Below are 25,073 nucleotides of genomic sequence, written 5' to 3'. Positions count from 1 at the left end.
CTGCTACGCGGTCGGCGTGCGCACCGCTGAGAAGCGATTGCGGCGGCGCAGCGCGAAACCGAGACGCTCGTACGCCGCGATGGCCCCGACGTTCGACGCCGCCGCGTGCAGAAGTGCGCGATCGCCGCGTTCCTGGATGTGGAACGCGACGTCGAGCACGAGGCGCGACGCGAGCCCCTGACGACGGTGGTCGGCGTCGACGGCGACGGCGCTGATCTCGGTCCAGCCCTCGGGGTGCAGGCGCTCGCCCGCCATCGCCACCAGGCGGCCGTCGCGGCGGATGCCGACGTAGCGTCCGAGCTCGTAGGTGCGCGGCCGGAACGGACCGGGCTGGTTGCGCTCGACGATCGCGAGCATCTCGGGAACGTCGGCGGCGCCCAGCAGGACCGCCTCGGGGTATGGCTGCGGTCGCAGTGCGTCGGTCTCGACGAGCTGCACCCCCTCGCCCTGGCCGACGAACTCCCAGCCCTCCGGCACATCCCCCTCGTAGCCCGACAGCCCGATCTCGGCACCGCGGCCGACGAGGTCGACGAGCGCCTGCCACACCTCCGGCTCGTCCCACGAGCGCACCGCGACGAACGGCGCGACGTCTTCCGGGTAGCGGCGCACGAGGTCGTCGCCGATCGCGAAAGAGGCGTGCGGACCGGTGAGCGAGTGCCACGGGGCGTTGTCGAGCACAGTGGCGTCGGCGTGCGGGGCATCGAGGATGGGGGCGAGGGAGGCATCGGGCACCCGCCCACTCTGCGCCTGCGTCCCCGTTGCCGCAAATGCCCGTCGTCACCGCACGCAATACGTGCGAGGACGCCGCCTGGTCAGTGCTTGGTGTGCTCGGCCGTGCGCTCGGTGTTCTCGGCGATCGCGATGAGGGCGACGACCGCCTCGATGATGAACCTGAGCAGGATGATCGCGAGGAACGTCACCACCGGCACCACGATGACGGTCGCGACGAGCCCGGTGATCCCCGCGCCGACGTTCAGCCACATCAGCGAGATCGCGTTCATGATGCCGCCGACGAAGTACACGATGAAGCCGATGGCGATCGCGATCAGGCCGACGAAGTAGAACACGCTCGCCAGTCGCCGCGTGATGAAGGTGCGGAACGACAGGTCGAACAGCGCCGAGAAGAACCCTCGACCGACCTCGTTGACCTCGCCGCGGACCGTCGGGACGCCGGTGTCGTCAGGATCGGCCGCGCGCGCGGCGTCGGCTGCGGACTGCGGGGGCAGCGGCGGGGGAGTCGAAGCGGACGGAGTCTGGTCGGTCATGGCAGCCCTTCGGTCGGGAGTTCTGCTCAGGGTATCCACCGCCGCCTCAGCGAGCCATCCCCTTGATCTGGGGCGCCAATGCTGACAGGCACCTGAGAGCGTCGCTAGCATGTGTCGAGCGGAGCAGGCGCTCCGTGGGCGCGCTGGGACGCGCCCCGAACCGACTCTCTCGGAGGTCGCTCCACATGGATTACAACGACGGCAGCGGGGCCGGGGCGCTCATCGCCTGGCTCGTGCTCGCTCCTTTCTTCTTCCTGCTCGCGATCGCCGGCTACGTCATCGGCTCGTGGTTCCTCATGAAGGTCTTCGACAAGGCCGGCGTCCAGGGCCGCTGGCGTGCGTGGGTGCCGGTGTACAACACCCTGATCTTCGTCAAGCTCGGCGACCTCAACCCGTGGTGGCTGCTGATCCTCTGGGGCGCTACCGCCGTGCTCGGGTGGGTTCCGGTGCTCGGCACCCTCATCGGTCTCGCAGCCTTCATCTACACGCTCCTGGCCGCCTGGCGTGTGGGCCTGAAGCTGCAGAAGGAGGCCGTCTGGCTCATCCTCTACTTCTTCCTCGCGATCGTGTGGCTCGGCATCAACGCGTTCGACCGGTCGCGCTGGAACACGGCGATCCCCGCCGCACCGTGGGCAGGCAACTTCCTCGCCGACAACACCGTGTGGTCGGGCATTCCCGCGCAGGCACCGGCCGGCGGCTACCCGCCGAACCCGGCGACCGCTCCGGGCTACGGTGCCCCCACGGGCTACCAGCCGCCGGCCGGGTACACCCCGCCGCCCGCGCCTCCCGCCGGCTACACGCCGCCGCCCGCGCCCTCGGCCGCGCCCGCCGCTCCGGTGCCGCCGCCCGCTGCCCAGCCCCCGGCCGCACAGCCGCCGGTCACGCCGCCGCCCGCGAGCGAGCCTCCCGCAGCACCTCCGGCCGCGCAGCCGCCGGTGACGCCGCCGCCCGCGGCCGAGCCACCGGCCGCTGAGCCGCCCGCGGCCGAGCCGCCCACCACCGAGCCGCCGGGGCCCGACGCGCCCCGGCCGTAACCGAAAGGACAGCCCCTCGCCCGACGGCGAGGGGCTGTCCTTTCACCCCGGGCGGAGGCATCCGTATCCGGAGATAGCGTGGAGGGCATGACCTCGACTGTTCCCCTGCGCCGGGTCGGCGCGTCCGGCCTGCTCGTCTCCGCCGTCGGCCTCGGCTGCAACAACTTCGGTCGCCCCGGCACCCGCACGGAGACGCTCGACGGCACGCGGGAGGTGCTCGACGCCGCGATCGACGCCGGCGTGACGTTCCTCGACACCGCCGACATGTACGGCGGCGATCCGGGGCAGTCCGAGACGCTGATGGGCGAGGCCCTCGAAGGGCGGCGCGACCAGGTCATCCTGGCGACCAAGTTCGGGCATCCCGGCCGCGACATGGGCTACCCGGCACAGGGCGCGAAGGGCTCGCGGTCGTACATCCGGCGCGCGGTCGAGGCATCCCTCACCCGCTTGAAGACCGAGTGGATCGACCTGTACCAGCTGCACGTCCCCGACAACGACACGCCGATGGAGGAGACGCTCGACGCGCTCGGCGACCTCGTCCGCGAGGGCAAGGTGCGCTACATCGGGCACACGAACTTCTCGGGCTGGCAGGTCGCGGAGGGCCATTTCACCGCGCTCATGCGCCACGGCGTGCCCTTCGTCTCGGCGCAGAACGAGTACAGCCTGCTGGCGCGCGGTGCCGAGCGGAACGTGCTGCGGGCGGTCCAGCGCTACGGTCTCGGCTTCTTCCCGTACTTCCCGCTCCACAACGGGCTGCTCACCGGGAAGTTCACGCGGGATGCCGCGCCGGCCGACACGCGCATCATCCGGCAGCGTCGCCACATCTACGACGACGCGCCGTGGGAGGCGCTCGAGGGTTATCAGGCGTTCTGCGACGAGCGGGGCATCACGATGCTCGAGGCGACCTTCGGGTGGCTGCTGTCGCGTCCGGCGCTCTCGAGCGTCATCGCCGGGGCGACCACTCCCGAGCAGGTCCGGGCGAACGCCGCGGCGGCCTCGGCGTGGACGCCGACGGCCGCGGACCTCGTGGCCATCGACGCGCTGTTCCCGCCGCCGGAGGCCGCCGCCTGACGACGCGACGGACCGCGTCGGGCGAGTTCGCCGACGGCGTAGGCGCCGGACTTTCGGCGGCGCGCACGCGGGCGTAGCGTCGCTATCCGTGCGCGGTCCGTGTGAGCGGACGACTCCGCGCGCCGGAAAGGACCGTCGTGCTCGGCAAGCTCCTGGTGCGGTATCTGAGTCCCGCGTGGCCGCTCATCGTGGCGGTGGTCGTCTTCCAGCTGGCGCAGTCGATCGCGTCGCTGTGGCTGCCGACCCTGAACGCCGACATCATCGACAACGGCGTCGTCACCGGCGACATCCCGTATATCTGGTCGACCGGCGGCGTCATGCTGATCGTGAGCCTCGTGCAGGTGGTGTGCGCGATCGTCGCGGTGTACTTCGGGTCGCGCCTCGCGATGGGCATGGGCCGGGACCTGCGGGGCGACTTGTTCCATCGCGTGGTCGCGTTCTCGCAGCGGGAAGTCGGTCAGTTCGGCGCCCCGTCGCTCATCACGCGCAACACCAACGACGTGCAGCAGGTGCAGATGCTGGTGCAGGTGTCGGCGACGCTCATGATCTCGGCGCCGATGCTCGCGATCGGCGGCGTGATCATGGCCATCAGCCAGGACGTCGGCCTGTCGTGGCTGATGGCGGTGGCGATCCCGGTGCTGCTCATCATCGTCGGGCTCATCGTCTGGCGCATGGTGCCGGCGTTCACCCAGATGCAGAAGCGCATCGACCGCGTGAACCAGATCATGCGCGAGCAGCTCAGCGGCATCCGCGTCGTCCGCGCGTTCGTGCGCGAGCGCGAGGAGCGCGCGCGCTTCGAGTCGGCGAGCGACGACGTGAAGGCGACCGGCCTGCGCGCCGGCAACCTCATGGCGCTGATGTTCCCCGCGGTGATGCTCGTCATGAACGTCTCGAGCGTCGCGGTCATCTGGTTCGGCGCCTTCCAGGTGCAGAACAACGGCGTGCAGATCGGCACGCTGTTCGCGTTCCTCACCTACCTCATGCAGATCCTCATGGGCGTCATGATGGCGACCTTCATGTTCGTCATGATCCCGCGCGCCGCGGTCTGCGCGAACCGCATCGGCGAGGTGCTCGAGACCGCGCCGTCGGTATCGGCACCGGAGGCCGCAGCATCCGCCCCCGCTCCCACCGGCCGGATCGAGTTCGACCATGTCGACTTCGCGTACCCCGGCGCCGAGGAGGCCGTGCTGCACGACGTGACCTTCACGGTCGAGCCCGGCACGACGACGGCGGTCATCGGCTCGACCGGCTCGGGCAAGACGACCCTCATCAGCCTCGTGCCGCGTCTGTTCGACGTAACGGGGGGCAGCGTCCGCGTCGACGGCGTCGACGTGCGCGACTACGACCCCGATGAGCTCTGGACGCGCGTCGGACTCGTCCCGCAGCGCGCCTTCCTGTTCTCGGGCACGATCGCGTCGAACCTGCGCTACGGCGACCACGACGCGACCGACGAGCAGCTGTGGACCGCGCTCGAGCTCGCGCAGGCGGCCGACTTCGTCCGCGCGATGCCGGAGGGGCTCGAGGCGCCGATCGCCCAGGGCGGCACGAACCTGTCGGGCGGGCAGCGGCAGCGACTCGCGATCGCCCGCGCCCTGGTGAAACGGCCGGAGTCGTACATCTTCGACGACTCGTTCTCGGCATTGGATCTGAGGACGGATGCTGCGCTCCGCCGCGCGCTCGACACCCACCTGCCCGACGCGACCCGGCTCGTCGTCGCGCAGCGCGTCTCGACGATCCAGCACGCCGACCAGATCCTCGTGCTCGATCACGGGCGCATCGTCGGGATCGGCACGCACGACGAACTCGTCGAAACGAACGAGACTTACCGCGAGATCGTGGAGTCCCAGCTCGCGGCGGAGGCGGCGGCATGAGCGGGCCGGGGCGGGCGCCGCAGCGCATGCCGATCGGCCGCGGCCCCATGGGTCAGGCGACGGGCGGCGAGAAGGCGCAGAACTTCGGTCCGAGTGCGAAGCGCCTGCTTGCGACCCTGCGCCCCGACAGGCTGCTGCTCGTGGTGGTGCTCGTGTTCAGCATCCTGTCGGTCACGCTCTCGGTGATCGGCCCGAAGCTGCTCGGCGAGGGCACGAACGTGGTGTTCGCGGGCTTCATCTCGCTGCAGGTGCCGTCGGGCGTGACCAAGCAGCAGGTCGTCGACCAGCTCGTCGCGTCGGGCAACCAGGACCAGGCGAACATGGTCGCCGCGATGGATTTCGTGCCGGGCGCCGGAATCGACTTCGACCAACTCGCGCGGATCCTGACGCTGGTGCTGCTCGTCTACGTGTTCTCCAGCATCTTCGGCTGGCTGCAGGCGCGCATCCTCAACGGGGTGGTGCAGCGCGCGATGCACCGGCTGCGTCTGCAGGTCGAAGACAAGGTGCACCGCCTGCCGTTGTCGTACTTCGACCGCGTGCAGCGCGGCGAGCTGCTCAGCCGCGTCACGAACGACGTCGACAACATCGGGCAGACGATGCAGCAGACCCTGTCGCAGGTCGTCATCTCCCTGCTCACCGTGATCGGCGTGCTCACGATGATGTTCATCATCTCGCCGCTGCTGGCGGTCATCGCCCTCGTCACCATCCCGCTGACGATCCTCATCACCGTGCTCGTGGCCAAGCGCTCGCAGAAGCTCTTCGTGCAGCAGTGGAAGACGACCGGCGTGCTCAACGCCCGGGTCGAGGAGACGTTCTCGGGCCACTCGGTCGTGAAGGTGTTCGGCCACCAGAAGGAGGTCGAGGCGGACTTCCGCGCCGAGAACGAGGAGCTGTACCGGTCGAGCTTCGGGGCGCAGTTCCTCTCGGGCGTGATCATGCCCTCGATGATGTTCATCGGCAACCTCGTGTACGTCGCGATCGCGGTCGTCGGCGGACTCCAGGTCGCCGCAGGGCTCATGTCCATCGGCGACGTGCAGGCGTTCATCCAGTACTCGCGGCAGTTCACCCAGCCGCTCAGCCAGCTCGGGTCGATGGCGAACCTGCTGCAGTCCGGCGTCGCCAGCGCCGAGCGCGTGTTCGAACTGCTCGACGAGGAGGAGCAGACGCCCGACGACGACCCGGCCGAGACCGCGCCGGAGTCGGCGAGCAGGCTGGAGTTCGAGGACGTCTCGTTCCGGTACACGCCGGACAAGCCGCTGATCGACTCGCTGACACTCGCGGCGCGGCCCGGCAGCACCGTCGCGATCGTCGGGCCCACCGGCGCCGGCAAGACGACCCTCGTGAACCTCATCATGCGGTTCTACGACGTCGACGCGGGCCGCATCGTGCTGGACGGCGTCGACACCCGGCGTATGACACGCGACGACCTCCGCGCGCGCACCGGGATGGTGCTGCAGGACACCTGGCTGTTCGCGGGCACCATCCGCGAGAACATCGCGTACGGGCGACCGGAGGCGTCCGAGGAGGAGATCGTGGCCGCGGCGACGGCGGCTTACGTCGACCGCTTCGTGCACGCGCTGCCCGACGGCTACGACACGATGCTCGACGACGAGGCCACCAACCTCAGCGTGGGCGAGCGTCAGCTCGTGACGATCGCCCGGGCGTTCCTCGCCGATCCGCGCATCCTCATCCTGGACGAGGCGACGTCGTCGGTGGACACCCGCACCGAGCTGCTCATCCAGCGCGCGATGTCGCGGCTGCGCGAGGACCGGACGGCGTTCGTGATCGCGCACCGGCTGTCGACGATCCGGGACGCCGACCTCATCCTCGTGATGGAGAACGGCGCGATCGTCGAGCAGGGGTCGCACAACGAGCTGCTCGCGCAGAAGGGCGCGTACTGGCGCCTCTACAACGCGCAGTTCGAGGGCGCGGCCGAAGAGGAGGAAGTGGTCGAGGTGCCGACCGTGCCTCTGTCGCCACCGCCCACGACGGCGCAGATCGTCGTCGAAGCGCTCGCCGAGTCCGAAGACGCCGTCGAGTAACCCACTAGTATGTGAGGACGCGGGGGCGAAGGGTTCCGGCGTATTCCGACGGGGAGGACAGGGCGTGCCCGAAGTTTCCACCCAGTCTCTCGCCGTCCCGGTCCCCGGTGGCGTGCTCGAGCTCTCCTGGGCCGCCGTGACCGACACCGGACGCCGCCGCGAGGTGAACCAGGATGCGATGTTCGCGGCGTATCCGCTGTTCGTCGTCGCCGACGGCATGGGTGGGCATGTCGGGGGTGAGATCGCCAGCGCGAGCGCGATCGAGCGACTCCACGCCGTCGCCGACAGCGGAACGGTGACGCCGAAGACCATCGAGAAGGCGCTCGCGCGCGCCGTCAAGGACATCGCGTCGCACCCGGAGGCCACGGACGACGGCACGGGCACCACGGTGACCGGCGTGTTCCTCGACACATCGGGGGATGCCGCCCACTGGGTCACCCTGAACATCGGCGACTCGCGGGTGTATCTCGTGCGCGATGGCGCGATCGTGCAGATCACCACCGACCACTCGGTCGTGCAGGAACTCGTCGCGGCAGGACGACTGAGTCCGGAAGAGGCCGAGAACCACCCCTACGGCAACGTCATCACCCGCGCGGTGGGGCCGAGCGAGGGCGTCACGCCCGACTACGTGCGGCTGGACGCGCTCGACGGCGACCGCTTCGTCATCTGCTCCGACGGGCTGACGAAGGAGCTCACCGACTACGGGATCCGCCACTTCCTCGAGGAGAACGCCGACGCGGCCGACGCGGCATCCGCCATGCTCGAGGCGGCGCTCGAGAACGGCGGCCGCGACAACATCACCATCATCGTCCTCGATGTGGGTCGCCCGGCCGACCACGACTCCTCCACAGTCGAGGACTGACCGCCGCGATCCACAGATCCGGCTTGCCGGGATCCGGGTCGATCCGGCTCGCGCTGGACTGGGCGCATGCGCTCGACCGTTCCTTCGACCTTCGCGACCGGTGGCGTTCTCGACGATGAGCCGCTCGCCCTCCCCGCGGCGTGGAGCCCTCCGCCGCGCCCCCCGCTGCCGCTCGTGGCCGCGATCGTGCCGGTGGTCGGTGCCGTCGCGCTCTGGCTCGTCACCGGCTCCCTCTTCTCCCTCTGGTTCGCGCTCCTCGGCCCGCTGATCGCGGCGGCGACCATGCTCGACGCACGCCGCGCCGCCCGCCGCGACGGGCGGCGCGCCGCAGCCGACGCGATGCGCGCCCGCGTCGAGGTCGCCTCTGCGGTGACGGCGCGCCACGAGAGCGAGCGGGCGCAGCTGTGGGCGCGGCATCCCGATGTCGCGCGCCTCGTCACCCGCGATGGCGAGATCTGGCGCGGCGGCCGCGATGCGTGCCTCGTGGTCGGCGAGGGCGAGCGCGCCAGCGTCGTCCGCGTGACCGGAGGAGACGGAGATCCGGATGCTGCGGAGCTGCGTCGCCACGCCGCCCGGGTCGCGGGGGCGCCGGTGACGCTCCCTCTCGCCGCCGGCGTGGTGGTGGTGGGCGGTGAGACGCTGGCGGCCGCCGTTCAGCGGGCGCTCGTCCTGCAGGCGTGCCTCGCGTTCGCGCCGGACGAGCTGCGCATCGTCCCGCCGCTCGGGCGCGGTCTCGACTGGATGGAGGCGCTGCCGCACCGCGACGGCCGAGGCGGATCACAGCTGGCGGTCGTCGGCCCCGGTGAACTGGTCCCCGCGGACGCCGACCTCGTCATCGCGCGCGGTCGACCCGGCGAGCCATTGCCGCCGAGGTGCCAGGCGGTGCTCACGATCTCCTCGCCCGGCGTCGCGCGTCTCGAGCACGGCGGCGAGGTCGTGCCCGTGCGGGTCGAGGCGGTGGCCCGGGGACAGGCGGAGGAGATCGCCGCCGAGCTCGCCACGCGCGCCGCGCACAGCCTGGGACTGCGGCGCGGGGCGCCGGAGCCGATCGCCCTGTCGTCGCTGCTGGCCGCCGTGCCGGCCACGGCGAGCGGGCTCCCTGCGGTCATCGGCGCGAGCCGCGGCGAGCCCGTGCTCGTCGACCTCGTCGCCGACGGACCTCACGCGGTGGTCGCGGGAGTCACCGGGGCCGGCAAGAGCGAGCTGCTGATCACCTGGATCCTCGCGCTCTGCGCGACCCGCTCTGCAGATGAGGTGACCTTCCTGCTGGCGGACTTCAAGGGCGGCACGGCGTTCGACGGCCTCGCCGGGGTTCCCCATGTCACCGGGGTCATCACCGACCTCGACGGTTCGGGCGCCCGCCGCGCCATCGAGAGCCTGCGGGCCGAGCTCCGCCGGCGCGAGGCGGCGATCGCCGCGGCCGGTGCCCGTGACATCGGCGACGCGCGGGTGCGGTTGCCGCGGCTCATCGTGGTGGTCGACGAGTTCGCGGCTCTCCTGGGCGACCACCCCGAGCTGCACGGCCTGTTCGCCGATCTGGCGGCGCGCGGCAGGGCCCTCGGGATCCATCTCATCCTCGGCACCCAGCGAGCGGCGGGGGTGATCCGCGACAACCTGCTGGCGAACTGCCCGCTGCGGATCAGCCTGCGCGTGACCGACGCGGCGGACAGCTGCGCACTGCTCGGCACGGAGGATGCCGCGCGCCTGCCCGGCGGGGTCTCGGGTCGCGGAACGGCGTTCGTCCGTCGCGCCGGCGATGCGAGTCCGCAGCAGCTGCGCATCGCGCTGTCGGGCCCCGACGACGTCGCGGCGGCCGCGCTCAAGATCGGGCACCGTGCGCCCCGTCGGCCCTGGCTGCCCGAGCTGCCGAGACTGCTGACCCTCGACGATCTCGTGGATCGCTCCACGGCGGAGCGGGGTGCCCCTCCCGCGGGCGCCGTGCTGCTCGGGCTGGCCGACGAGCCCGAGCGCCAGCGGCAGCCGGTCGCGTTCCTGGGCGCGTCCGACCGTGGGCTGCTCGTGCTCGGGGGGCCGGCGTCCGGGGTGTCGAATGCGATCGACCTCGTCGAAGCCCAGTTGCGCGGGGCGGCGGTGCGCCTGCCGGCCCACCCCGAGCGGCTCTGGGATGCCGTCGCCGCGCTGCACGAGGAGTTGCCGCGCCCCGGCTCCGCGGTGCTCGTCGATGATCTCGACGGGGTCGCACTGCGGCTGCCGCCCGAGTACGCGCAGATCGTCACGGAGCGCATCGAAGGGCTCGTGCGCCGCGCCGCCGATGCCGGCGTGCTCGTGGTGGTGGGTGCGCACCGGCTGACCGGTCCCATGTCGCGCATCGCCGAGCTCTTTCCGCGTCGGCTCATGCTGCCGTACGCCACACGCGTCGATCACGCATCGGCCGGGGGCGATCCCTCGACGTTCGATCCGGCCGCGCCCGCCGGGCGGGGGCGACTCGACGGACGGACGCTCCAGCTCGCGATGGCGCCCTCCGCGTCCCGAGAGCCGTTCGAGCCCGACGCTGCGTGGATCCCCTCGGCCACGCTCACCGGGGTCGTCGCTCGGCGCTCGCCCGCCGGCCGACGCGCGCTCGCCGCCTGGGAGGAGCGCGGCGTGCGGGTGCTCGGCGTGGAGGCCTACGTGGCGGAGCCCGGTGCCGCGGCCGCGGGACGCGTGGTCGTCGTCGGGGAGCCCGACGACTGGCAGCGGCAGTGGCGACTCCTCGCCGATGTGCGCGGCGACCACGACCTCGTGATCGACGCCTCGTGCGCGTCGGAGCTCCGCGTCCTCACAGGATTCCGCGGGGCACCGCCGTACTGCGAGCCCGGTTCCGCGCGCGCGTGGCTCACCTCGGCCGGAGCCGATCCCGTGCGCATTGTCCTCCCGTCGTGAGATGTCCGGCCTGACCGTCGGGCAGGTGTCTTGACCCGTGCTTCTCGCACGCCATAGCGTCACCATGTGGCTACATCCCCGATCGATCTGCACCGCCCTGAGGGCAAGGGACTCGCCGCGGGCACGCTGGGCCTGTGGGGTTCCACCGTCATCGGCCTCGCGTCGACCGCGCCCGTCTACTCCCTGGTGGCGACCCTCGGGTTCGTCGTGCTGGCGGTCGGGGCGCAGGCGCCCATCGCGTTCGTCATCGCGTTCATCCCGATGCTCTTCATCGCGTTCGCCTATCGCGAGCTCAACAACGACGTCCCCGACTGCGGCACCACCTTCACGTGGGGCACCAAGGCCTTCGGGCCCTGGGTCGGCTGGATGGGCGGGTGGGGCGTCGCCGTCGCCGGCATGGTCGTGCTGGCGAACCTCGCGCAGATCGCCGGCATCTACTTCTGGGCGCTCGTGGACGGCATCGTGGGCAATCCCGAGGATGCACTCCTCGCCGACAACGTCCCGCTCGTCACGGCGACCGGGGTGGTGTTCATCGCCGCGATGACGTGGGTGAGCTGGCGGGGCGTCGAGATCGGCGAGCGTATCCAGAACGTGCTGCTGGCGATCCAGTACCTCGCCCTCGCGATCTTCGTGGTGGCCGCGCTCTGGCAGTTCTTCGCAGGCACGGCGCCGGACCCGACGCCGTTCGACTGGTCGTGGTTCAACCCGTTCGCGTTCACCGAGTGGAGCGGATTCGTCGAGGCAGTGCTGCTCGCGCTCTTCATCTACTGGGGCTGGGACACGTGCCTCGCCCTCAACGAGGAGACCAAGGACCCCAAGCGCATCCCGGGTCGTGCGGCTCTGCTGACGACGGTCATCCTGCTCTTCACCTATGTCGGCGTGACGGTGGCCGCGATGATGTACGCCGGTCTCGGCGAGACGGGGACGGGCCTCGGCAACGAGGCGAACGCCGACGACTTCTTCCTCGCGATCAAGGACGGCCTGCTCGGGCCGCTGGGCTGGGTGCTGGTCGTCGCGGTGATGATCTCGGCGATCTCGTCGACGCAGACCACGATCCTGCCGACGGCCCGCGGCACGCTCTCGATGGCCGCCTACAAGGCGCTGCCCCGCCGGTTCGCCACGGTGCACCCGCGGTACAAGACACCGTCGTTCTCGACGCTCGTCATGGGCGTCGTCGCGATCGTCTACTACGTCGGCATGACCTTGATCAGCGACAACATCCTGCAGGACTCCATCCTGTCCCTCGGGCTCGCGATCGCCTTCTACTACGCCATCACCGGCTACGCCTGCGTGTGGTACTTCCGGCGGGAGCTGTTCAACAGCGCGAGGAACTTCTTCTACCGGTTCCTCTTCCCGCTGCTGGGGTCGCTGATGCTGACGTACGCGTTCGTGCAGTCGGCCATCGACATGTACGACGTGGACTACGGCTACACCGTCCTGCTGGGCATCGGCGGCACGTTCGTCCTGGGCATCGGCTCCCTCGCGTTCGGCGTGCTGCTCATGGTCCTGTGGTTCCTGTTCCCCCGGGCGAAGGCGTTCTTCCGGGGCGAGAGCCTCAACCGGGACACGCCGGTGCTCGTCCCCGAGGATCCGGCAGACTTCGCCCGGTCGATCGACGGCGGGCTGGTCTGAGCCGGAGCGCCGCCGCTCGGCGCCACCGCCGTCAAGGACCGAGGTGCGCTCCGCACCCGACGTCGTACGCCTCGCGCAGCCAGGCACGGCAGAAGCCCCGGACTCCCGAAGGAGTCCGGGGCTTCTGAAGCCGGGACCGCGGTCAGACCAGGGCGGCGTCCAGCGGTGCGAGCTCGAGTTCGTGCGCCGTCGCCACGCCCGCGTTGACCACGCGGCCGCCGACGGTGTTGAGACCGGCCGCGAGCGCGGCATCCGCTCGGAGGGCTTCCTTCCACCCGCGCCGCGCGATCTGGCGGATGTAGGGGAGGGTGGCGTTGGTGAGCGCCGAAGTCGACGTGTTGGGCACCGCGCCCGGCATGTTCGCGACGCAGTAGAAGATGCTGCCGTGGACCGGGAAGGTCGGATCGGCGTGCGTGGTCGGGTGCGTGTCCTCGAAGCAGCCGCCCTGGTCGACGGCGATGTCGACGAGCACGGAGCCCGGCCGCATGCGCGAGACCATGTCGTTGGTCACGAGCTTCGGCGCCTTCGCGCCCGGGATCAGCACCGAGCCGATCACGAGATCCGAGGCGGTGACCGCTCGATCGAGATCGAGCGGGTTCGATGCGGCGGTCTTCACGCGGCCCTGGAAGTGGTCGTCGAGGTAGCGAAGACGCTGCACATTGGTGTCGAACACCGTGACATCGGCGCCCATGCCCACCGCGATCACCGCGGCGTTGGCGCCGGCGACGCCGCCGCCGATGACGGTGACCGTGGCCGGGCGCGTGCCCGGCACCCCCGACATGAGCAGGCCGAGACCTCCGGCGGAGCGCATCAGCGTCGCGGCGCCGACCGTCGGGGCGAGACGCCCGGCGACCTCGCTCATGGGCGCGAGCAGCGGGAGCCCGCCACCGGCCAGCTGGACGGTCTCATAGGCGATCGCGGTCACGCCGTCGGCGACGAGGCGTTCGGTGAGCGGACGGTCGGCCGCCAGGTGCAGGTAGGTGAACAGCACCAGGTCGTCGCGGAAGTAGCCGTACTCGCTCGCGATCGGCTCCTTGACCTTGAGGAGCAGCTCGGCGCGCGCCCACACCTCGGCGGCGTCGTCGAGGAGCACCGCCCCCGCGTCCGCGTACTCGGCATCCGGCATCGACGAGCCCTCGCCCGCGCCGCGCTGCACGAACACCTCATGGCCGGAGGCGACCAGGTCGTGCACGCCCGCGGGCGTGAGGGCGACCCGATACTCGTTGTTCTTCACCTCGGTGGGGACGCTGATCCGCATCGTGTGATCCTTTCCGCTCCGCCGTTGGAGCGCTCGGGCTCCTCGTGGGAGCGCCTCTAGAAAGCGGGGCGGATGGCCCCGACATCCTGTCCGCCGCCGGTGACGGCCAGCGGAAGCCTCGACATCGTGTCGGCGACATCCGCCGACGCCAGTGCGCCGTGCCGCTCGAGCAGCCGGAGGGCGACGGCGGTCGCGGCGCGGCCGCTGCCGTCGAGCATCTTGAGCGCCACTGTCGTGCCGTTCGGGGCGACCATCACCATGACGCCCTCGGCGCCGCCCTTGGCGAATACGCCGAGCCGTTCGATGACGACAGTGTCGGCGCGGCCAGGTCCGTCGATCGTCCACGGATCCGCGCGCACCGCCTCGACGAGTGCGCCGGCGCTGCGATGCAGCGCGAAGGGGGACGTCGTCGACGAGTTGCCGATCCGGTGGATCGCGCGCGCGAGACCGAACAGGGTCATCGCGTAGACGGGAGCGCCGCAGCCGTCGACGGCGGTCGCGGCGACCTTCTCGCCGATCAGGCGTTCGACGGTCTCACGGACGAGGATCTGCACCGGATGATCCGGCGCGAGGTAGCTCTCGGGATCCCACCCGTTCAGGACGCTGGTGAGGAGCATCGTGGCGTGCTTGCCGGAGCAGTTCATCCGGATGCGCGACGGCTGCCCGAGTTCACGCACCAGCTCGTCGCGCGTCGCCGTGTCGCCGGGCCACGCGGCGGGGCATCCTAGTGCGTCCTCGCCGAGTTCGGCGAGGGACAGGATGTCGCGGACCACCGCGACGTGACGGTCGGTGCCGGAATGGCTCGCGGTCGCGAGGCCCAGCCGCTCGCCCTCGAGGGGCGTGCCGGCCGAGAGGCACGCGAGCGCCTGCAGCGGCTTGAGGCTGGAGCGGGGGAGGATCAGCGCCGAAGGATCGCCGAGCTTCTCGGCGATGGTGCCGTCGGCGGCGAGCACGATGGCGATGCCGGCGTGGCGCGACTCGACGAAACCGCTGCGTTCGACGACGGCGAGCTCGACGGCGTCGGTCGCGGCGAAGGTCTGCGGCACCCGGACAGCCTACCGCCGGAGGGGCCCTCCGCCCGCATGACAGACTGTGCTCATGTGGGGCGAGCATCGATACTCCGTCCGGACGACGTGGACCGGTGACCGCGGCACCGGCACGTCGGGCTACCGGGACTACGACCGGGCGACGACCATCGAGATCGACGGCAAGCCGGCGCTGCTCGCCTCCTCCGACAAGCCGTTCCGCGGCGACCCGTCGCGGTGGAACCCCGAGGACATGCTGCTGGCGTCGCTCAGCGAGTGCCACCTGTTGTCGTACCTCCACGCGTGCGTGCAGGCAGGAGTGGTGGTCGTGGGTTACGAGGACGAGGCATCCGGTCTCATGGTCGAGGACGGCCGCGGCGGTGGCGCCTTCCGCGAGGTCGTGCTGCGGCCGCGTGTGACCGTCGCGGACGCGTCGATGACGGATGCCGCGGCCGCCGCGCATGCGCAGGCGAACGAGTGGTGCTTCATCGCGAACTCGGTGAACTTCCCGGTGCGCCACGAGCCCACGATCCTGGTCGCTCCCCCCGGCCGTTGAGCGAGCGGCATTCCCCGGTCGTTGAGCGAGCTTGCGAGTCGAAACGCAGTCAGCGTCGTTCGTGGGGGAGGACCTGCTTGATGCGGTCGATCGGGTTGTGCGCGGGGACCTCGTTGTAGGCGTTGGCGAGTTCCTGGCCCGACAGCGCGTGGATCGCGGCCATGATCTCGTCCGTCGCGAGACGGCGTGCCTTGCCTGAGGAGGCGGGGCCGTGGTGCGCGAGGTCGAGCGGCTCGCCGAACCTGACCGTGATGCGGTGCCGGAACGACGGCTTCTTGGCCCCCACCGGCATGACCTTGTCGGTGCCGATCAGTCCCACCGGCACCACGCGGGCGTTCGACTGCAGCGCGAGGAACGCGACGCCGGTGCGGCCCTTGTAGAGGCGGCCGTCGAGCGAGCGGGTGCCCTCCGGGTAGAGCGCCACGGCCTTGCCGTCATCGAGCAGGGCGCGCTGCTGGTCGAGCGCGTCGAGTGCCGCCTGCCCTGCGCCGCGCTGCACAGGGATCGCGCCGATCGACGTGAAGAACCACCGCGACGCCGGCTTGTCGAAATAGCTCGACTTCGCCAGGAAGTGCACGGGGCGGGGTGCCGCGACCGGGATCGCGATCGAGTCGATGAACGACAGATGGTTGCTCGCGAAGATCACCGGGCCGGACTTGGGGACGTTGGCCTTGCCCTCGATCCGCGGGCGGTACACGATTCTGGCCAGCGGAGTCAGGATGCTGCGCCCCAGCGCGTACGTGAAGCCCATGCGGCGCGCCGGAACGGCGGAGGATTCGGGTTCTTCCGCCGTCTCGTCGGCGGTGTCTTCGGCGCCGGGCACGAGGTCGGAAGTCACCCGTAGAGGGTACTCCCGATTGCATTCCGGTATCGGCATGCCGTTTCCCAGCGCGAACAGAGGAAAGATGCGAAAGGATGGAGGCTTCCCTTCCCCTGACTCGAGGTTGTTCCGTGCGCATTCGCCCGTTCGCCGCCCTGTCCGTCGTCGCCGTGTCGACTCTGCTGCTCGCCGGGTGCACCGGGTCGGCCGATCCGAACGCCACCCCGACGCCGACGTCCACCCCTTCCTCCGAGTGCCTGCTCGACGCGCAGCCTGGCGCGGACTCCGACGCCATCAAGGTCACGGGTGACGGTGCGGATCTCGCGGCGACCGTCCCCGACGACCTCGCCTTCGAGGGCGTCGAGCGCACGATCGTGACCGAGGGCTCCGGCGACGACATCGTGTCGGGTGACCTCGTCAGCGGCTTCTACACGATCTACGACGGATCGACCGGCGAGGTCCTTCAGGACTCGTCCGAGACGTCGGCCGACGACTCCGGCGAGGTCCCGATCATCATGGACCCGCAGCAGTACTCGCTGTTCGTCGCGGCGCTCGAGTGCGCGCCGATCGGCTCGACGGTCGCGATGTCGATCCCGGGGAGCGCATTCGGCGAGGGCGCCTCGCCCGTCGTGATCGTCGCCGAGACCAGTGACTTCCTCCCGACCAGCGCGGACGGAGCCGAGCAGGACCCGGTCGACGGCATGCCGACCGTCGAGCTCGCCGACAACGGTGCGCCGACCATCACGATCCCCGAGGCCACCGAGCCGCCCACCGAGGTGCAGATCGCGAACCTCAAGGAGGGCGACGGCCCCCTCGTCGAGTCCGGTGACACCGTGTTCGTGCAGTACACCGGCGTCAAGTGGTCGGACGGCTCCGTCTTCGACTCCAGCTGGGACCGCGGGCAGCCCTCGGCGTTCCAGACGACCGGCGTCGTCGCCGGCTTCCAGCAGGCGCTCGAAGGACAGGCGGTCGGCTCGCAGGTGCTCGTCGTGATCCCGCCGGAGTTCGGCTACGGCGCTCAGGACGGCCACGAGCTGCAGAACGAGACGCTCGTCTTCGTCGTCGACATCCTCGGCGTCCAGCGCGCCGCCGCCCAGCAGTAACCCGAGGCGGCCGCATCCGGCCCGGCGATAGGCTGGCCGGATGCGGCGCGTCCTCATCCTCGGCTCGACCGGTTCCATCGGCACGCAGGCGCTCGACGTCGTGCGGGCCAACCCCCGGCGGTTCGAGGTGGTGGGTCTCGCTGCGGGATCCGACCGTGAGACGCTCGAGGCGCAGGCGACCGAGTTCGGCGTCGAGAGCACCGCACTCGGGGCTGTCGACGCCGAGCAGCTCGTGCGCGACGTCGACGCCGATGTCGTGCTCAACGGCATCACCGGCTCCGTCGGCCTCGGTCCGACCCTCGCCGCACTCGAGACAGGTCGCACGCTCGCCCTCGCGAACAAGGAATCGCTCATCGTGGGCGGCGACCTCGTCACGGCGGTCGCGCGCCCCGGGCAGATCGTCCCGGTCGACTCCGAGCACTCCGCCATCGCACAGGCGCTGCGGTCGGGGGAGCGCAGCGAGGTCCGTCGGCTCGTGCTGACGGCATCCGGGGGTCCCTTCCGGGGCCGCACCCGCGCCTCGCTCGAGGGCGTGACCCCGGCCGAGGCCCTTGCGCACCCGACATGGGACATGGGCCGCGTCGTGACGACCAACTCGGCCACCCTCGTCAACAAGGGCCTCGAGGTCATCGAGGCCCACCTGCTCTTCTCCGTGCCCTACTCCGAGATCGATGTCGTCGTGCATCCGCAGTCGATCGTGCACTCGATGGTCGAGTTCGTCGACGGCTCGACGATCGCGCAGGCGTCGCCGCCAGACATGCGCCTCCCGATCTCGCTCGGGCTCGACTGGCCCAACCGCGTCGCCGGGGTCGGCCGGCCGCTCGACTGGACCACTGCGACATCGTGGACCTTCGAGCCGCTCGACGACGCCGCCTTCCCGGCCGTGCGCCTGGCGAAGCAGGTCGGGCGCGCCGGCGGCACGTACCCTGCCGTGTTCAACGCCGCCAACGAACAGGCGGTCGACGCGTTCCACGAAGGCCGCCTGAGCTTCCTCGGCATCATCGATGTGATCGAGCGCGTGGTCGACAAGCACGACGCCCCTGACGCCCTCACCCGGGACGCTCTCGCCGACGCCGAGGACTGGGCACGCCGCAAGGCCGACAAGGTCATCGCCGCAGCATCCTGATCCGCTGGGACGTCGCCATTCCGGCCTCTCACCTGTCGCAATACGCCGCCGTGGGCAGCACTTCGTGACAGGTGAGCAGCGAGGCCAGTGGGGTCAATTCGTTCATCTGTCGCGATGTGCCGCTGCGCGTGGCATTTCGTGGCAGGTGAACGGGTGGAGCTCAGGCCTCCGGATAGACAGGCCGCAGGGGGTCGGATGCCGGGGTCTCATGCTCCGGGTACGGCACCGGCCAGTGCGGCTCGGGCACGGGCCAGCCGGCCTCGCGCAGCGCGCGGCGGGCGAGCTCGCGCGCCGAATAGGGCGTGCGGACGCCGCGGATGTCACGGTAATCCTGGTGACCGGGGCCGGCCCACAGGATCGCGTCGCCGTCGCCGACGAGCGCGACGGCCTCGATGATCGCGCGCTCGGGCGGCGAGAACTCGTGGATCTCGGCATCCGGCTGCGCGCGACGCGCGCCTTCGACCAGGGTCGCGCGGATCGAGTCCGGGTCCTCGTGGCGAGGGTGGTGGTCGGTGATGACGAGGATGTCGCTGCCCTCGACGCCGGTGCGGCCCATGTCGTGGCGCTTCGTGGCGTCGCGGTCGCCGTCGGCGCCGAACAGCATGACGACCTTGCCCGGCGTGACGCGGCGCACCGCCGAGAGCGTCTTCTCGAAGGCGTCAGGGGAGTGGCCGAAGTCGACGTACACCGCGGGGCCGGTCTCGCCCGAGACGAGCTCGGTGCGACCGGGCAGGTAGGCCTCGATCCGGCCGCCGTCGAGGGCCTCCACCAGGCGCTCCCAGGTGTAGCCGCCCTCGTGGATCATCACGATCGCGAGCCCGGCGTTGGCCGCCATGTGCCGGCCGATCACGGGGACGAGCGTGGTCAGCGTGCGCCCGTCGCGGGCGGTGAGGCGGAACTCGGTGCCGACCTGGCGCTCGTCGAGGATCTCGACCACCCAGTCGGCGGCGGCTGCGGCATCCGGATCCGACGCGAGGGCAGGCGTGCCCACGGTGACCGTCGGCACCTCGCTGCGCGCGACGACCTCGGCCCCGGGCTCGGAGTCGACGCAGACGACGGCGCGGCGCGCACGGTCGGTGCGGAACAACGGCAGCTTCGCCTCGAAGTACTCGCGCATGTCGGCGTAGTCGTCGAGGTGGTCGTGGGTGAGGTTCGTGAAGCCGGCGACGTCGAACACGATGCCGTCGACACGGCGCCGGCTGAGCGCCTGCGCGCTCACCTCGACGGCGACCGCTTCCACGCCGCGCTCGCGCATGAGCGCGAGGAGCGCGTGCATCTCGTACGCCTCGGGGGTCGTGAGGCGCGACACGACGACATGCCCGGCGATGTGGCGCTCGGCGGTCGACGACAGGCCGGTCGTCACGCCGAGCTGCCCGAGGATGCCCTCGAGCAGGTGCGAGACGCTCGTCTTGCCGTTGGTGCCGGTGGTGCCGAACAGCGTGGGGAGGTCGTCGTCGCGGCCCGTGCTGTAGACCCAGGCCGACAGCTCGCCCAGGACCGCTCGAGGGTTCTCGACGAGCACCACGGGCAGCCCGCTCGCGGCCGCGGCGTCGGCTCCGGCGGCATCCGTCACCACCGCGACGGCACCCTTCTCGGCGGCCGTGGCGGAGAACTCGGCGCCGTGGCGGTTGACGCCCTGCACCGCGACGAACACGTCGCCGGGGCGGAGATCGGCGGTCGCGAGGGTGAGGCCCGTCAGCGTGGCGTCGGCGACGTCACCGCGGACGTCGACGGCGAAGCGTGCCGCGAGGTCTGCGAGCGAGTGTGTCGGCGGCGCGTCGGGACGGAGTACCGGGGGCAGGTTCGAAGGCGCGTCGGTCGGCATGGCGCATCCATCTTCGCATGGGGGCCGGTCATCGAGCGGCGGGGTGCGCTCGCCCGATGACCGGCGTGGCCTCGGGTCAGGCCTTGCGGCGTCCGCGCACGAGTACGACCACGAGCGCCGCGATCCCGGCGGCGAGTCCGCCGGCCGCCAGCCAGCGCGCGACCGGGTCGGCGGAGGGGACGGATGCCGCAGCGTCAGCATCTGCGGCGGCCGCGGCTGCGTCGTCCGACGCATGGCCGGAGCCTTCGGCGTCACCGTGTCCCGCGTCCGTGCCCGCGTCCGCCACGTCGCCCACCGCGACCAGTGGCGCGGGTGCGTCGAGGTCGTGCGGGTCCTCGCCGTCCTCAGCGATCTGGGTCCAGGCGGTCTCGCCCACAGCACACGTCTGCGTCACAGGAAACGCGAGGGTCGTGTCGGCCGTGCCCTCGGTGAAGAGCACGTCCATCGAGACGGCTGCTTTGAACCCGTCCTCGACCGGGGTGTCGGCGGTGTACACGACGCGGGTCGGCACGCCGTCGGTGCCGAGTTCGCGCGTGATGGTCCAGCCGCCCTGCACGACGGGCGTCGCGTTGCCGACGCCTGCGGGGATGTCGACCGCGACGGCTGTCGTCGGCGAGCCGTCGCAGCCATGCGAGAACGAGAAGGTGAGCGTTTCGGTGCCGCCCGCCGCCGCCGTCTCGGGGGTGACGTGGACGTGGGCGGATGCGGCGAGCGGCGCGCCGATCGCGAGTGCGAGGCCGGCGGTGACGCCGATCACGGCGCGGCGGGTGCGGGAGGAACGGGAGGTGGAATCGGTCATGGCTGTGCTGTCGTCTTTCGTCTGGGCCGTCGGCGGGATCGCCGAGCGGGGCGCGCGGCGGGAGCCGGACGCGCGAGAGGGTTCCGGCGCGCGCATCGGGCGCGGGCCGGCGACGGTGCGGCGCGCGGCGCCGCTCAGACGAGTGCGGGAGGACCGCGCCGCGAGACGTCGGACAGGACGACGCGCGCCGCGACGAGCGCACTGCCGGCAGGTACCGGCACGAACCGCGGCATCGTCGGCCGCGGCGCGATCGCGCGGGCGCGCGAGAAGAGCGAACGGATGCCGCGGCCCAGGGCGCGCAGCATCCGTTCCCCGCCGTACAGTGCGGCGACGGTCGCGATCGCCGCGAGCACGTGCGCGGCGAGCATGGGGGCATCGGGGAGGACGACGGCGCTGAGGTCGCCGCCGAGATGCGTCACGTGGTGGCCGTGGAGCGCCGCGGGATCGGCGTCGGCGGTCACGGCGAACGCGAGGTGGAACAGGGCCTGGCTCGCGAGAACGGTGGCTCCGACGCGCCACGCGGCGAGCCGCCGGCCGATGAGGGCGACCGCGAAGGGAGCGGCGAGGATGCCGACCGCCGCGACGAAGGCGGGAGACGGTGCGCCGCCCCCGCCGAGGGTGTGCGCCGTGGCGGCGACGACGGTCGCGACCCACGCGGCAGCGGTGCCGCGCAGCGCGCGCACGTGGCGTGGGGTCACGGCTCCTCCTCGTGTCGAGCCTACGGGAGGAGCGAGGCGCCTCCGGCGCGCCCGCGGTGGTCCGTCGTCACACCCAACTCAAAGGCTGGCGCGGGTACCGTGAGCGTGTGGAGATCCTCGCGTTCGTCATCGGTGTCGCCCTCATGGTCGTGGGCCTCGCCGTCTCGATCGCGCTGCACGAGCTCGGCCACCTGTGGCCCGCCAAGAAGTTCGGTGTGCGCGTCGGCCAGTACATGATCGGGTTCGGCCCGACGCTGTGGTCGAAGCGGTGGCGCGGCACCGAGTACGGGTTCAAGGCGATCCCGCTCGGCGGCTACATCTCGATGGCCGGCATGTACCCGCCCTCACCGCAGGCGGCGAGACGCGACGGCCGCGCTGCCGGGGGCTTCTTCGCGACCATGGTCCAGGACGCCCGGGACGCGAACGACGAGACGCTGCACGGCGATGACGACACGCACGTGTTCTATCGCCTCCCGATCCACAAGCGCATCGTCGTGATGCTCGGCGGGCCGCTGATGAACTTCTTCTTCGCGATCGTGCTGTTCTCGATCCTGCTCACCGGCATCGGCGTGCAGACCGCGACGACCGAGGTCGCGCGTCTGTCGGAGTGCGTCCCCACGACGAGCTCGACCGAGTGCACCGACGCGTCTGCCGCCGCTCCGGCCGAGGCGGCCGGCATCCAGCCCGGCGACGTCATCGTGTCGATCGACGGAGAGTCGGTCGCGGACTTCGCCGAGGCATCCGCCATCATCCGCTCGTCGCCCGGCGAGCAGCTGACCTTCGTCGTCGAACGCGACGGCAGCGAGCAGACGCTGCAGATCACCCCGGCCACGATCCAGACCGAGGTGACGGCCGCCGATGGCACGACCACCACCCAGGAGGTCGGGTTCGTGGGCATCGGCCCGACCGTCGAGTATGTGCAGCAGCCGATCTGGGCAGGGCCCCAGATGGCTGTCCAGAACGTCGGCGCGGTCGCGGGCATCATCTGGCAGCTGCCGGCGAAGGTGTGGCAGACCGGCGTCGACCTCGTCACGGGGCAGCCGCGCGATCCGAACGGGCCGCTGAGCATCGTCGGCGCGGGCCGGCTCTCCGGTGAGGTCGCCGCCGCGGACTCGCCCGTGCTCAACCGCGTCGCGGGATTCCTGTCGCTGCTCGCGTCGCTGAACATCGCCCTGTTCGTGTTCAACCTCATCCCGCTGCTGCCGCTGGACGGCGGCCACATCGCGGTGGCCCTCTGGGAGGGCATCAAGCGGGTGTGGGCGAAGCTGTTCCGACGCCCGCCGCCGAAGCCGGTGGATGCGACCAAGCTCGTGCCGCTCACGTTCGCCGTCTTCGTGGCGCTGCTCGTGATGGGCGGCATCCTCATCCTCGCCGACCTCTTCAACCCCGTCACGCTCTTCTGACGCCCGCGCACCGGCCGCGGACAATGTTGGTCGGTCGTGTCGAAATCGGTCTTGTCCGTTCGCTGTAGGGATGCAACGGTTCCACTGACGAAAGGACACGACCGTGAAGTACGTGATCATGTTCACCTCGACCCCCGAGCTCGACGCCGCCGTCCCGGATGAGCGACGCCAGGAGGTCTACGGGCGGATCTACGAGTGGTTCCAGACCAACTCGGAACAGATCTCCGATGGGGGCGCCGAGCTGATGCCCCTCTCCACCGCGACCACGGTGAAGTACGGACCCGACGGCCCCGTCGTGGTCGACGGGCCGTTCTCCGAGGCCAAGGAGGTCGTCGGCGGGTTCAGCGTGCTCGACGTGCCCGACCTCGACGCCGCGATCGGTCTCGTCAAGACGTGGCCGTCGATGGAGTTCCCCGGCATCGCCATCGAGATCCGCCCGATGGTGACGGACTACAGCCAGTTCGAGTGATGTCCGGAACGGATGCCGCGACCCCGCGCGACCCGGAACACCGGGGCGACGCCGGGGCCGCGGCATCCGATCGCCTCCTCGCCGGAGTGGTGCGCGAGGAGTCCGCGCGCATCACAGCGGCGCTGACCGTCTCGTTCGGAAGCTTCGACGTCGCCGAGGAGGCGGTCGCCGAAGCGGTGGAGGAGGCGCTGCGCGAGTGGCGCGGCCGGGGGATCCCGCCGAAGCCCGGCGCGTGGCTCATGCAGGCCGCGCGGCACAACGCCCTCGACCGGGTGCGGCGCGAGCGCGTGCTCCGAGACAAGGTCGCGCTGCTCCAACCGGAGCCGTCGGTCGACGGCGCGCCGGCGGACGAGCGGCTCCCGCTCCTTTTCGGATGCTGCCACCCCGCGCTCGCGCCCGACGCCCAGCTCGCCCTCACGCTGCGGGCGGTGTGCGGCCTCACGACCGCGCAGATCGCCCGGGCCACGTTCTCGAACGAGCCCGCCACCGGACAGCGGATCTCGCGGGCCAAGCGCAAGATCGCCGACAGCGGCATTCCCCTGCGCGTTCCCGAGGGTGCGGACGCCGCCGCGCGCCTCGACCTGGTGCTCACGATCGTGTCGGTGATGTACAGCGAGGCCCACTTCGTGGCGGGGGCGGATGCCGCGGCAGACCGCGACCTCGCCGACGATGCGCTGTGGCTCGCCCGCGTGGTCGCCGAGGCGCTTCCTCGCGCCGCGGAGGCGTGGGGACTGCTGTCGCTGCTGCGGTTCCACCGGGCCCGCGAGTCGGCACGGTCCGTCGACGGCGAGCTCGTGCTGCTCGCGGAACAGGACCGCACACGGTGGGACGCAACGCTGCTCGCCGGCGCGCGCGACGCACTCGGGCGTGCGGCGCGACTGCGGCGGCCTGGGCGCTGGCAGCTGCACGCGGCGATCGCGGCGTGCCACGCGGATGCCGCCGATGCGGCGTCCACCGACTGGCTGCAGGTGCTGACGCTCTACGACATGCTGCTCGCGTACGACCGGTCGCCGGTGGTGCGGCTGAACCGCGCGGTCGCGCTCGCGAGGGTCGACGGCGCCGCGGCCGCGCTCGCCGAGGTGGACGCACTCGAAGATCCGCTCGTGCGATCGCATCTGTGGCACGCGGTGCGGGCGTCGCTGCTGCACGACCTGGGACGCGACGACGAGGCGCTCGCCGCGGACCTCCGTGCGCTGGAGCTCACGGCCAACGAGGCCGAGCGCCGCCTGCTCGCCGCCCGCACCGCGCGCTGAGCCGCAGCATCCGTCGTCCCCTTCGGGTTCGGGGCGTACGGCGTGCGTTCGGGGCGCGCGACGTGCGCCCCGAACGTC

The 25,073-nt window shown here is 71.3% G+C and carries 21 protein-coding genes; 13 read left to right on the top strand and 8 right to left on the bottom strand.

Annotated features, from left to right (window positions below; translation table 11 throughout):
- Positions 1-3: 3 nt before the first annotated feature.
- Both ACFC1K_RS19535 and ACFC1K_RS19530 read right to left on the bottom strand, forming a co-directional pair.
- Complete coding sequence (locus tag ACFC1K_RS19535; RefSeq protein ID WP_375872880.1) at positions 4-732, bottom strand: GNAT family N-acetyltransferase; 729 nt, start codon at positions 730-732, stop codon at positions 4-6.
- Between the two features lie 80 nt (positions 733-812).
- The gene (locus ACFC1K_RS19530; RefSeq protein ID WP_375872879.1) at positions 813-1,265 is read right to left on the bottom strand and encodes a DUF4282 domain-containing protein; all 453 of its coding nucleotides are present in this window, start codon (positions 1,263-1,265) and stop codon (positions 813-815) included.
- Positions 1,266-1,450: 185 nt separating this feature from the next.
- Between ACFC1K_RS19530 and ACFC1K_RS19525 the strand changes: the two genes are divergently transcribed.
- From ACFC1K_RS19525 to ACFC1K_RS19495, 7 genes are all read left to right on the top strand, one after another.
- Positions 1,451-2,299, top strand: coding sequence for a large exoprotein (locus ACFC1K_RS19525; RefSeq protein WP_375872878.1), 849 nt, complete (start codon positions 1,451-1,453; stop codon positions 2,297-2,299).
- A gap of 87 nt (positions 2,300-2,386) precedes the next feature.
- Entirely contained in the window at positions 2,387-3,370 is a 984-nt protein-coding gene (locus tag ACFC1K_RS19520; protein ID WP_375872877.1) for an aldo/keto reductase, read from the top strand.
- Positions 3,371-3,507: 137 nt separating this feature from the next.
- Entirely contained in the window at positions 3,508-5,241 is a 1,734-nt protein-coding gene (locus ACFC1K_RS19515; protein ID WP_375872876.1) for an ABC transporter ATP-binding protein, read from the top strand.
- The gene (locus tag ACFC1K_RS19510) at positions 5,238-7,283 is read left to right on the top strand and encodes an ABC transporter ATP-binding protein (RefSeq protein WP_375872875.1); all 2,046 of its coding nucleotides are present in this window, start codon (positions 5,238-5,240) and stop codon (positions 7,281-7,283) included. The genes ACFC1K_RS19515 and ACFC1K_RS19510 overlap by 4 nt, the downstream gene beginning before the upstream one ends.
- Before the next feature lie 64 nt (positions 7,284-7,347).
- A complete protein-coding gene (locus tag ACFC1K_RS19505) occupies positions 7,348-8,145 on the top strand; it encodes a PP2C family protein-serine/threonine phosphatase (RefSeq protein WP_375872874.1) in 798 nt (265 codons plus the stop codon).
- Between the two features lie 66 nt (positions 8,146-8,211).
- Complete coding sequence (locus ACFC1K_RS19500) at positions 8,212-11,028, top strand: FtsK/SpoIIIE domain-containing protein (RefSeq protein WP_375872873.1); 2,817 nt, start codon at positions 8,212-8,214, stop codon at positions 11,026-11,028.
- A 66-nt stretch (positions 11,029-11,094) separates the two neighbouring features.
- On the top strand, positions 11,095-12,660 hold the full coding sequence (locus tag ACFC1K_RS19495; protein WP_310242120.1) for an APC family permease: 1,566 nt from the start codon (positions 11,095-11,097) through the stop codon (positions 12,658-12,660).
- Positions 12,661-12,802: 142 nt separating this feature from the next.
- Here the strand turns inward: ACFC1K_RS19495 and ald are convergent, their stop codons facing one another.
- A complete protein-coding gene (gene ald / locus ACFC1K_RS19490; RefSeq protein ID WP_310289673.1) occupies positions 12,803-13,918 on the bottom strand; it encodes an alanine dehydrogenase in 1,116 nt (371 codons plus the stop codon).
- A gap of 56 nt (positions 13,919-13,974) precedes the next feature.
- Positions 13,975-14,964 (bottom strand): asparaginase, encoded by a 990-nt coding sequence (locus ACFC1K_RS19485; RefSeq protein WP_375872872.1) that lies wholly within the window; start codon positions 14,962-14,964, stop codon positions 13,975-13,977.
- Positions 14,965-15,016: 52 nt separating this feature from the next.
- Between ACFC1K_RS19485 and ACFC1K_RS19480 the strand changes: the two genes are divergently transcribed.
- The gene (locus ACFC1K_RS19480) at positions 15,017-15,499 is read left to right on the top strand and encodes an OsmC family protein (RefSeq protein ID WP_310289677.1); all 483 of its coding nucleotides are present in this window, start codon (positions 15,017-15,019) and stop codon (positions 15,497-15,499) included.
- 49 nt (positions 15,500-15,548) lie between these two features.
- Here the strand turns inward: ACFC1K_RS19480 and ACFC1K_RS19475 are convergent, their stop codons facing one another.
- Positions 15,549-16,250, bottom strand: coding sequence for a lysophospholipid acyltransferase family protein (locus tag ACFC1K_RS19475; RefSeq protein ID WP_310290061.1), 702 nt, complete (start codon positions 16,248-16,250; stop codon positions 15,549-15,551).
- A 200-nt stretch (positions 16,251-16,450) separates the two neighbouring features.
- Here ACFC1K_RS19475 and ACFC1K_RS19470 point away from each other — a divergent pair, with 200 nt between their 5' ends.
- Both ACFC1K_RS19470 and dxr read left to right on the top strand, forming a co-directional pair.
- Complete coding sequence (locus tag ACFC1K_RS19470) at positions 16,451-17,422, top strand: FKBP-type peptidyl-prolyl cis-trans isomerase (protein WP_310289679.1); 972 nt, start codon at positions 16,451-16,453, stop codon at positions 17,420-17,422.
- Positions 17,423-17,462: 40 nt separating this feature from the next.
- The gene (dxr, locus tag ACFC1K_RS19465) at positions 17,463-18,548 is read left to right on the top strand and encodes a 1-deoxy-D-xylulose-5-phosphate reductoisomerase (protein ID WP_375872871.1); all 1,086 of its coding nucleotides are present in this window, start codon (positions 17,463-17,465) and stop codon (positions 18,546-18,548) included.
- Positions 18,549-18,708: 160 nt separating this feature from the next.
- Here the strand turns inward: dxr and ACFC1K_RS19460 are convergent, their stop codons facing one another.
- The 3 genes from ACFC1K_RS19460 to ACFC1K_RS19450 all read right to left on the bottom strand — a co-directional run bounded on the left by ACFC1K_RS19460 (position 18,709) and on the right by ACFC1K_RS19450 (position 21,870).
- Positions 18,709-20,373, bottom strand: a complete 1,665-nt coding sequence (locus ACFC1K_RS19460; protein WP_375872870.1) for a Mur ligase family protein — start codon at positions 20,371-20,373, stop codon at positions 18,709-18,711.
- Positions 20,374-20,449: 76 nt separating this feature from the next.
- Positions 20,450-21,172, bottom strand: coding sequence for a YcnI family protein (locus ACFC1K_RS19455; RefSeq protein WP_375872869.1), 723 nt, complete (start codon positions 21,170-21,172; stop codon positions 20,450-20,452).
- 134 nt (positions 21,173-21,306) lie between these two features.
- Complete coding sequence (locus ACFC1K_RS19450) at positions 21,307-21,870, bottom strand: hypothetical protein (RefSeq protein WP_375872868.1); 564 nt, start codon at positions 21,868-21,870, stop codon at positions 21,307-21,309.
- A gap of 107 nt (positions 21,871-21,977) precedes the next feature.
- Here ACFC1K_RS19450 and ACFC1K_RS19445 point away from each other — a divergent pair, with 107 nt between their 5' ends.
- The 3 genes from ACFC1K_RS19445 (at position 21,978) to ACFC1K_RS19435 (ending at position 24,995) form a co-directional block, all read left to right on the top strand.
- Positions 21,978-23,273: an RIP metalloprotease gene (locus tag ACFC1K_RS19445; protein ID WP_375872867.1), complete on the top strand. Its 1,296-nt coding sequence runs from the start codon at positions 21,978-21,980 to the stop codon at positions 23,271-23,273.
- A gap of 103 nt (positions 23,274-23,376) precedes the next feature.
- Entirely contained in the window at positions 23,377-23,742 is a 366-nt protein-coding gene (locus ACFC1K_RS19440; RefSeq protein WP_310289688.1) for a YciI family protein, read from the top strand.
- On the top strand, positions 23,742-24,995 hold the full coding sequence (locus tag ACFC1K_RS19435; RefSeq protein ID WP_375872866.1) for an RNA polymerase sigma factor: 1,254 nt from the start codon (positions 23,742-23,744) through the stop codon (positions 24,993-24,995). Before ACFC1K_RS19440 ends, ACFC1K_RS19435 begins: the two co-directional genes overlap by 1 nt.
- Positions 24,996-25,073: the final 78 nt, after the last annotated feature.

Source organism: Microbacterium sp. NPDC056057 (assembly GCF_042266945.1).
In the GTDB taxonomy this organism is placed as follows: domain Bacteria; phylum Actinomycetota; class Actinomycetes; order Actinomycetales; family Microbacteriaceae; genus Microbacterium; species Microbacterium trichothecenolyticum_C.
Note: the sequence above shows the minus strand (reverse complement) of the source record. Positions and strands in the feature narration are given on the sequence as shown.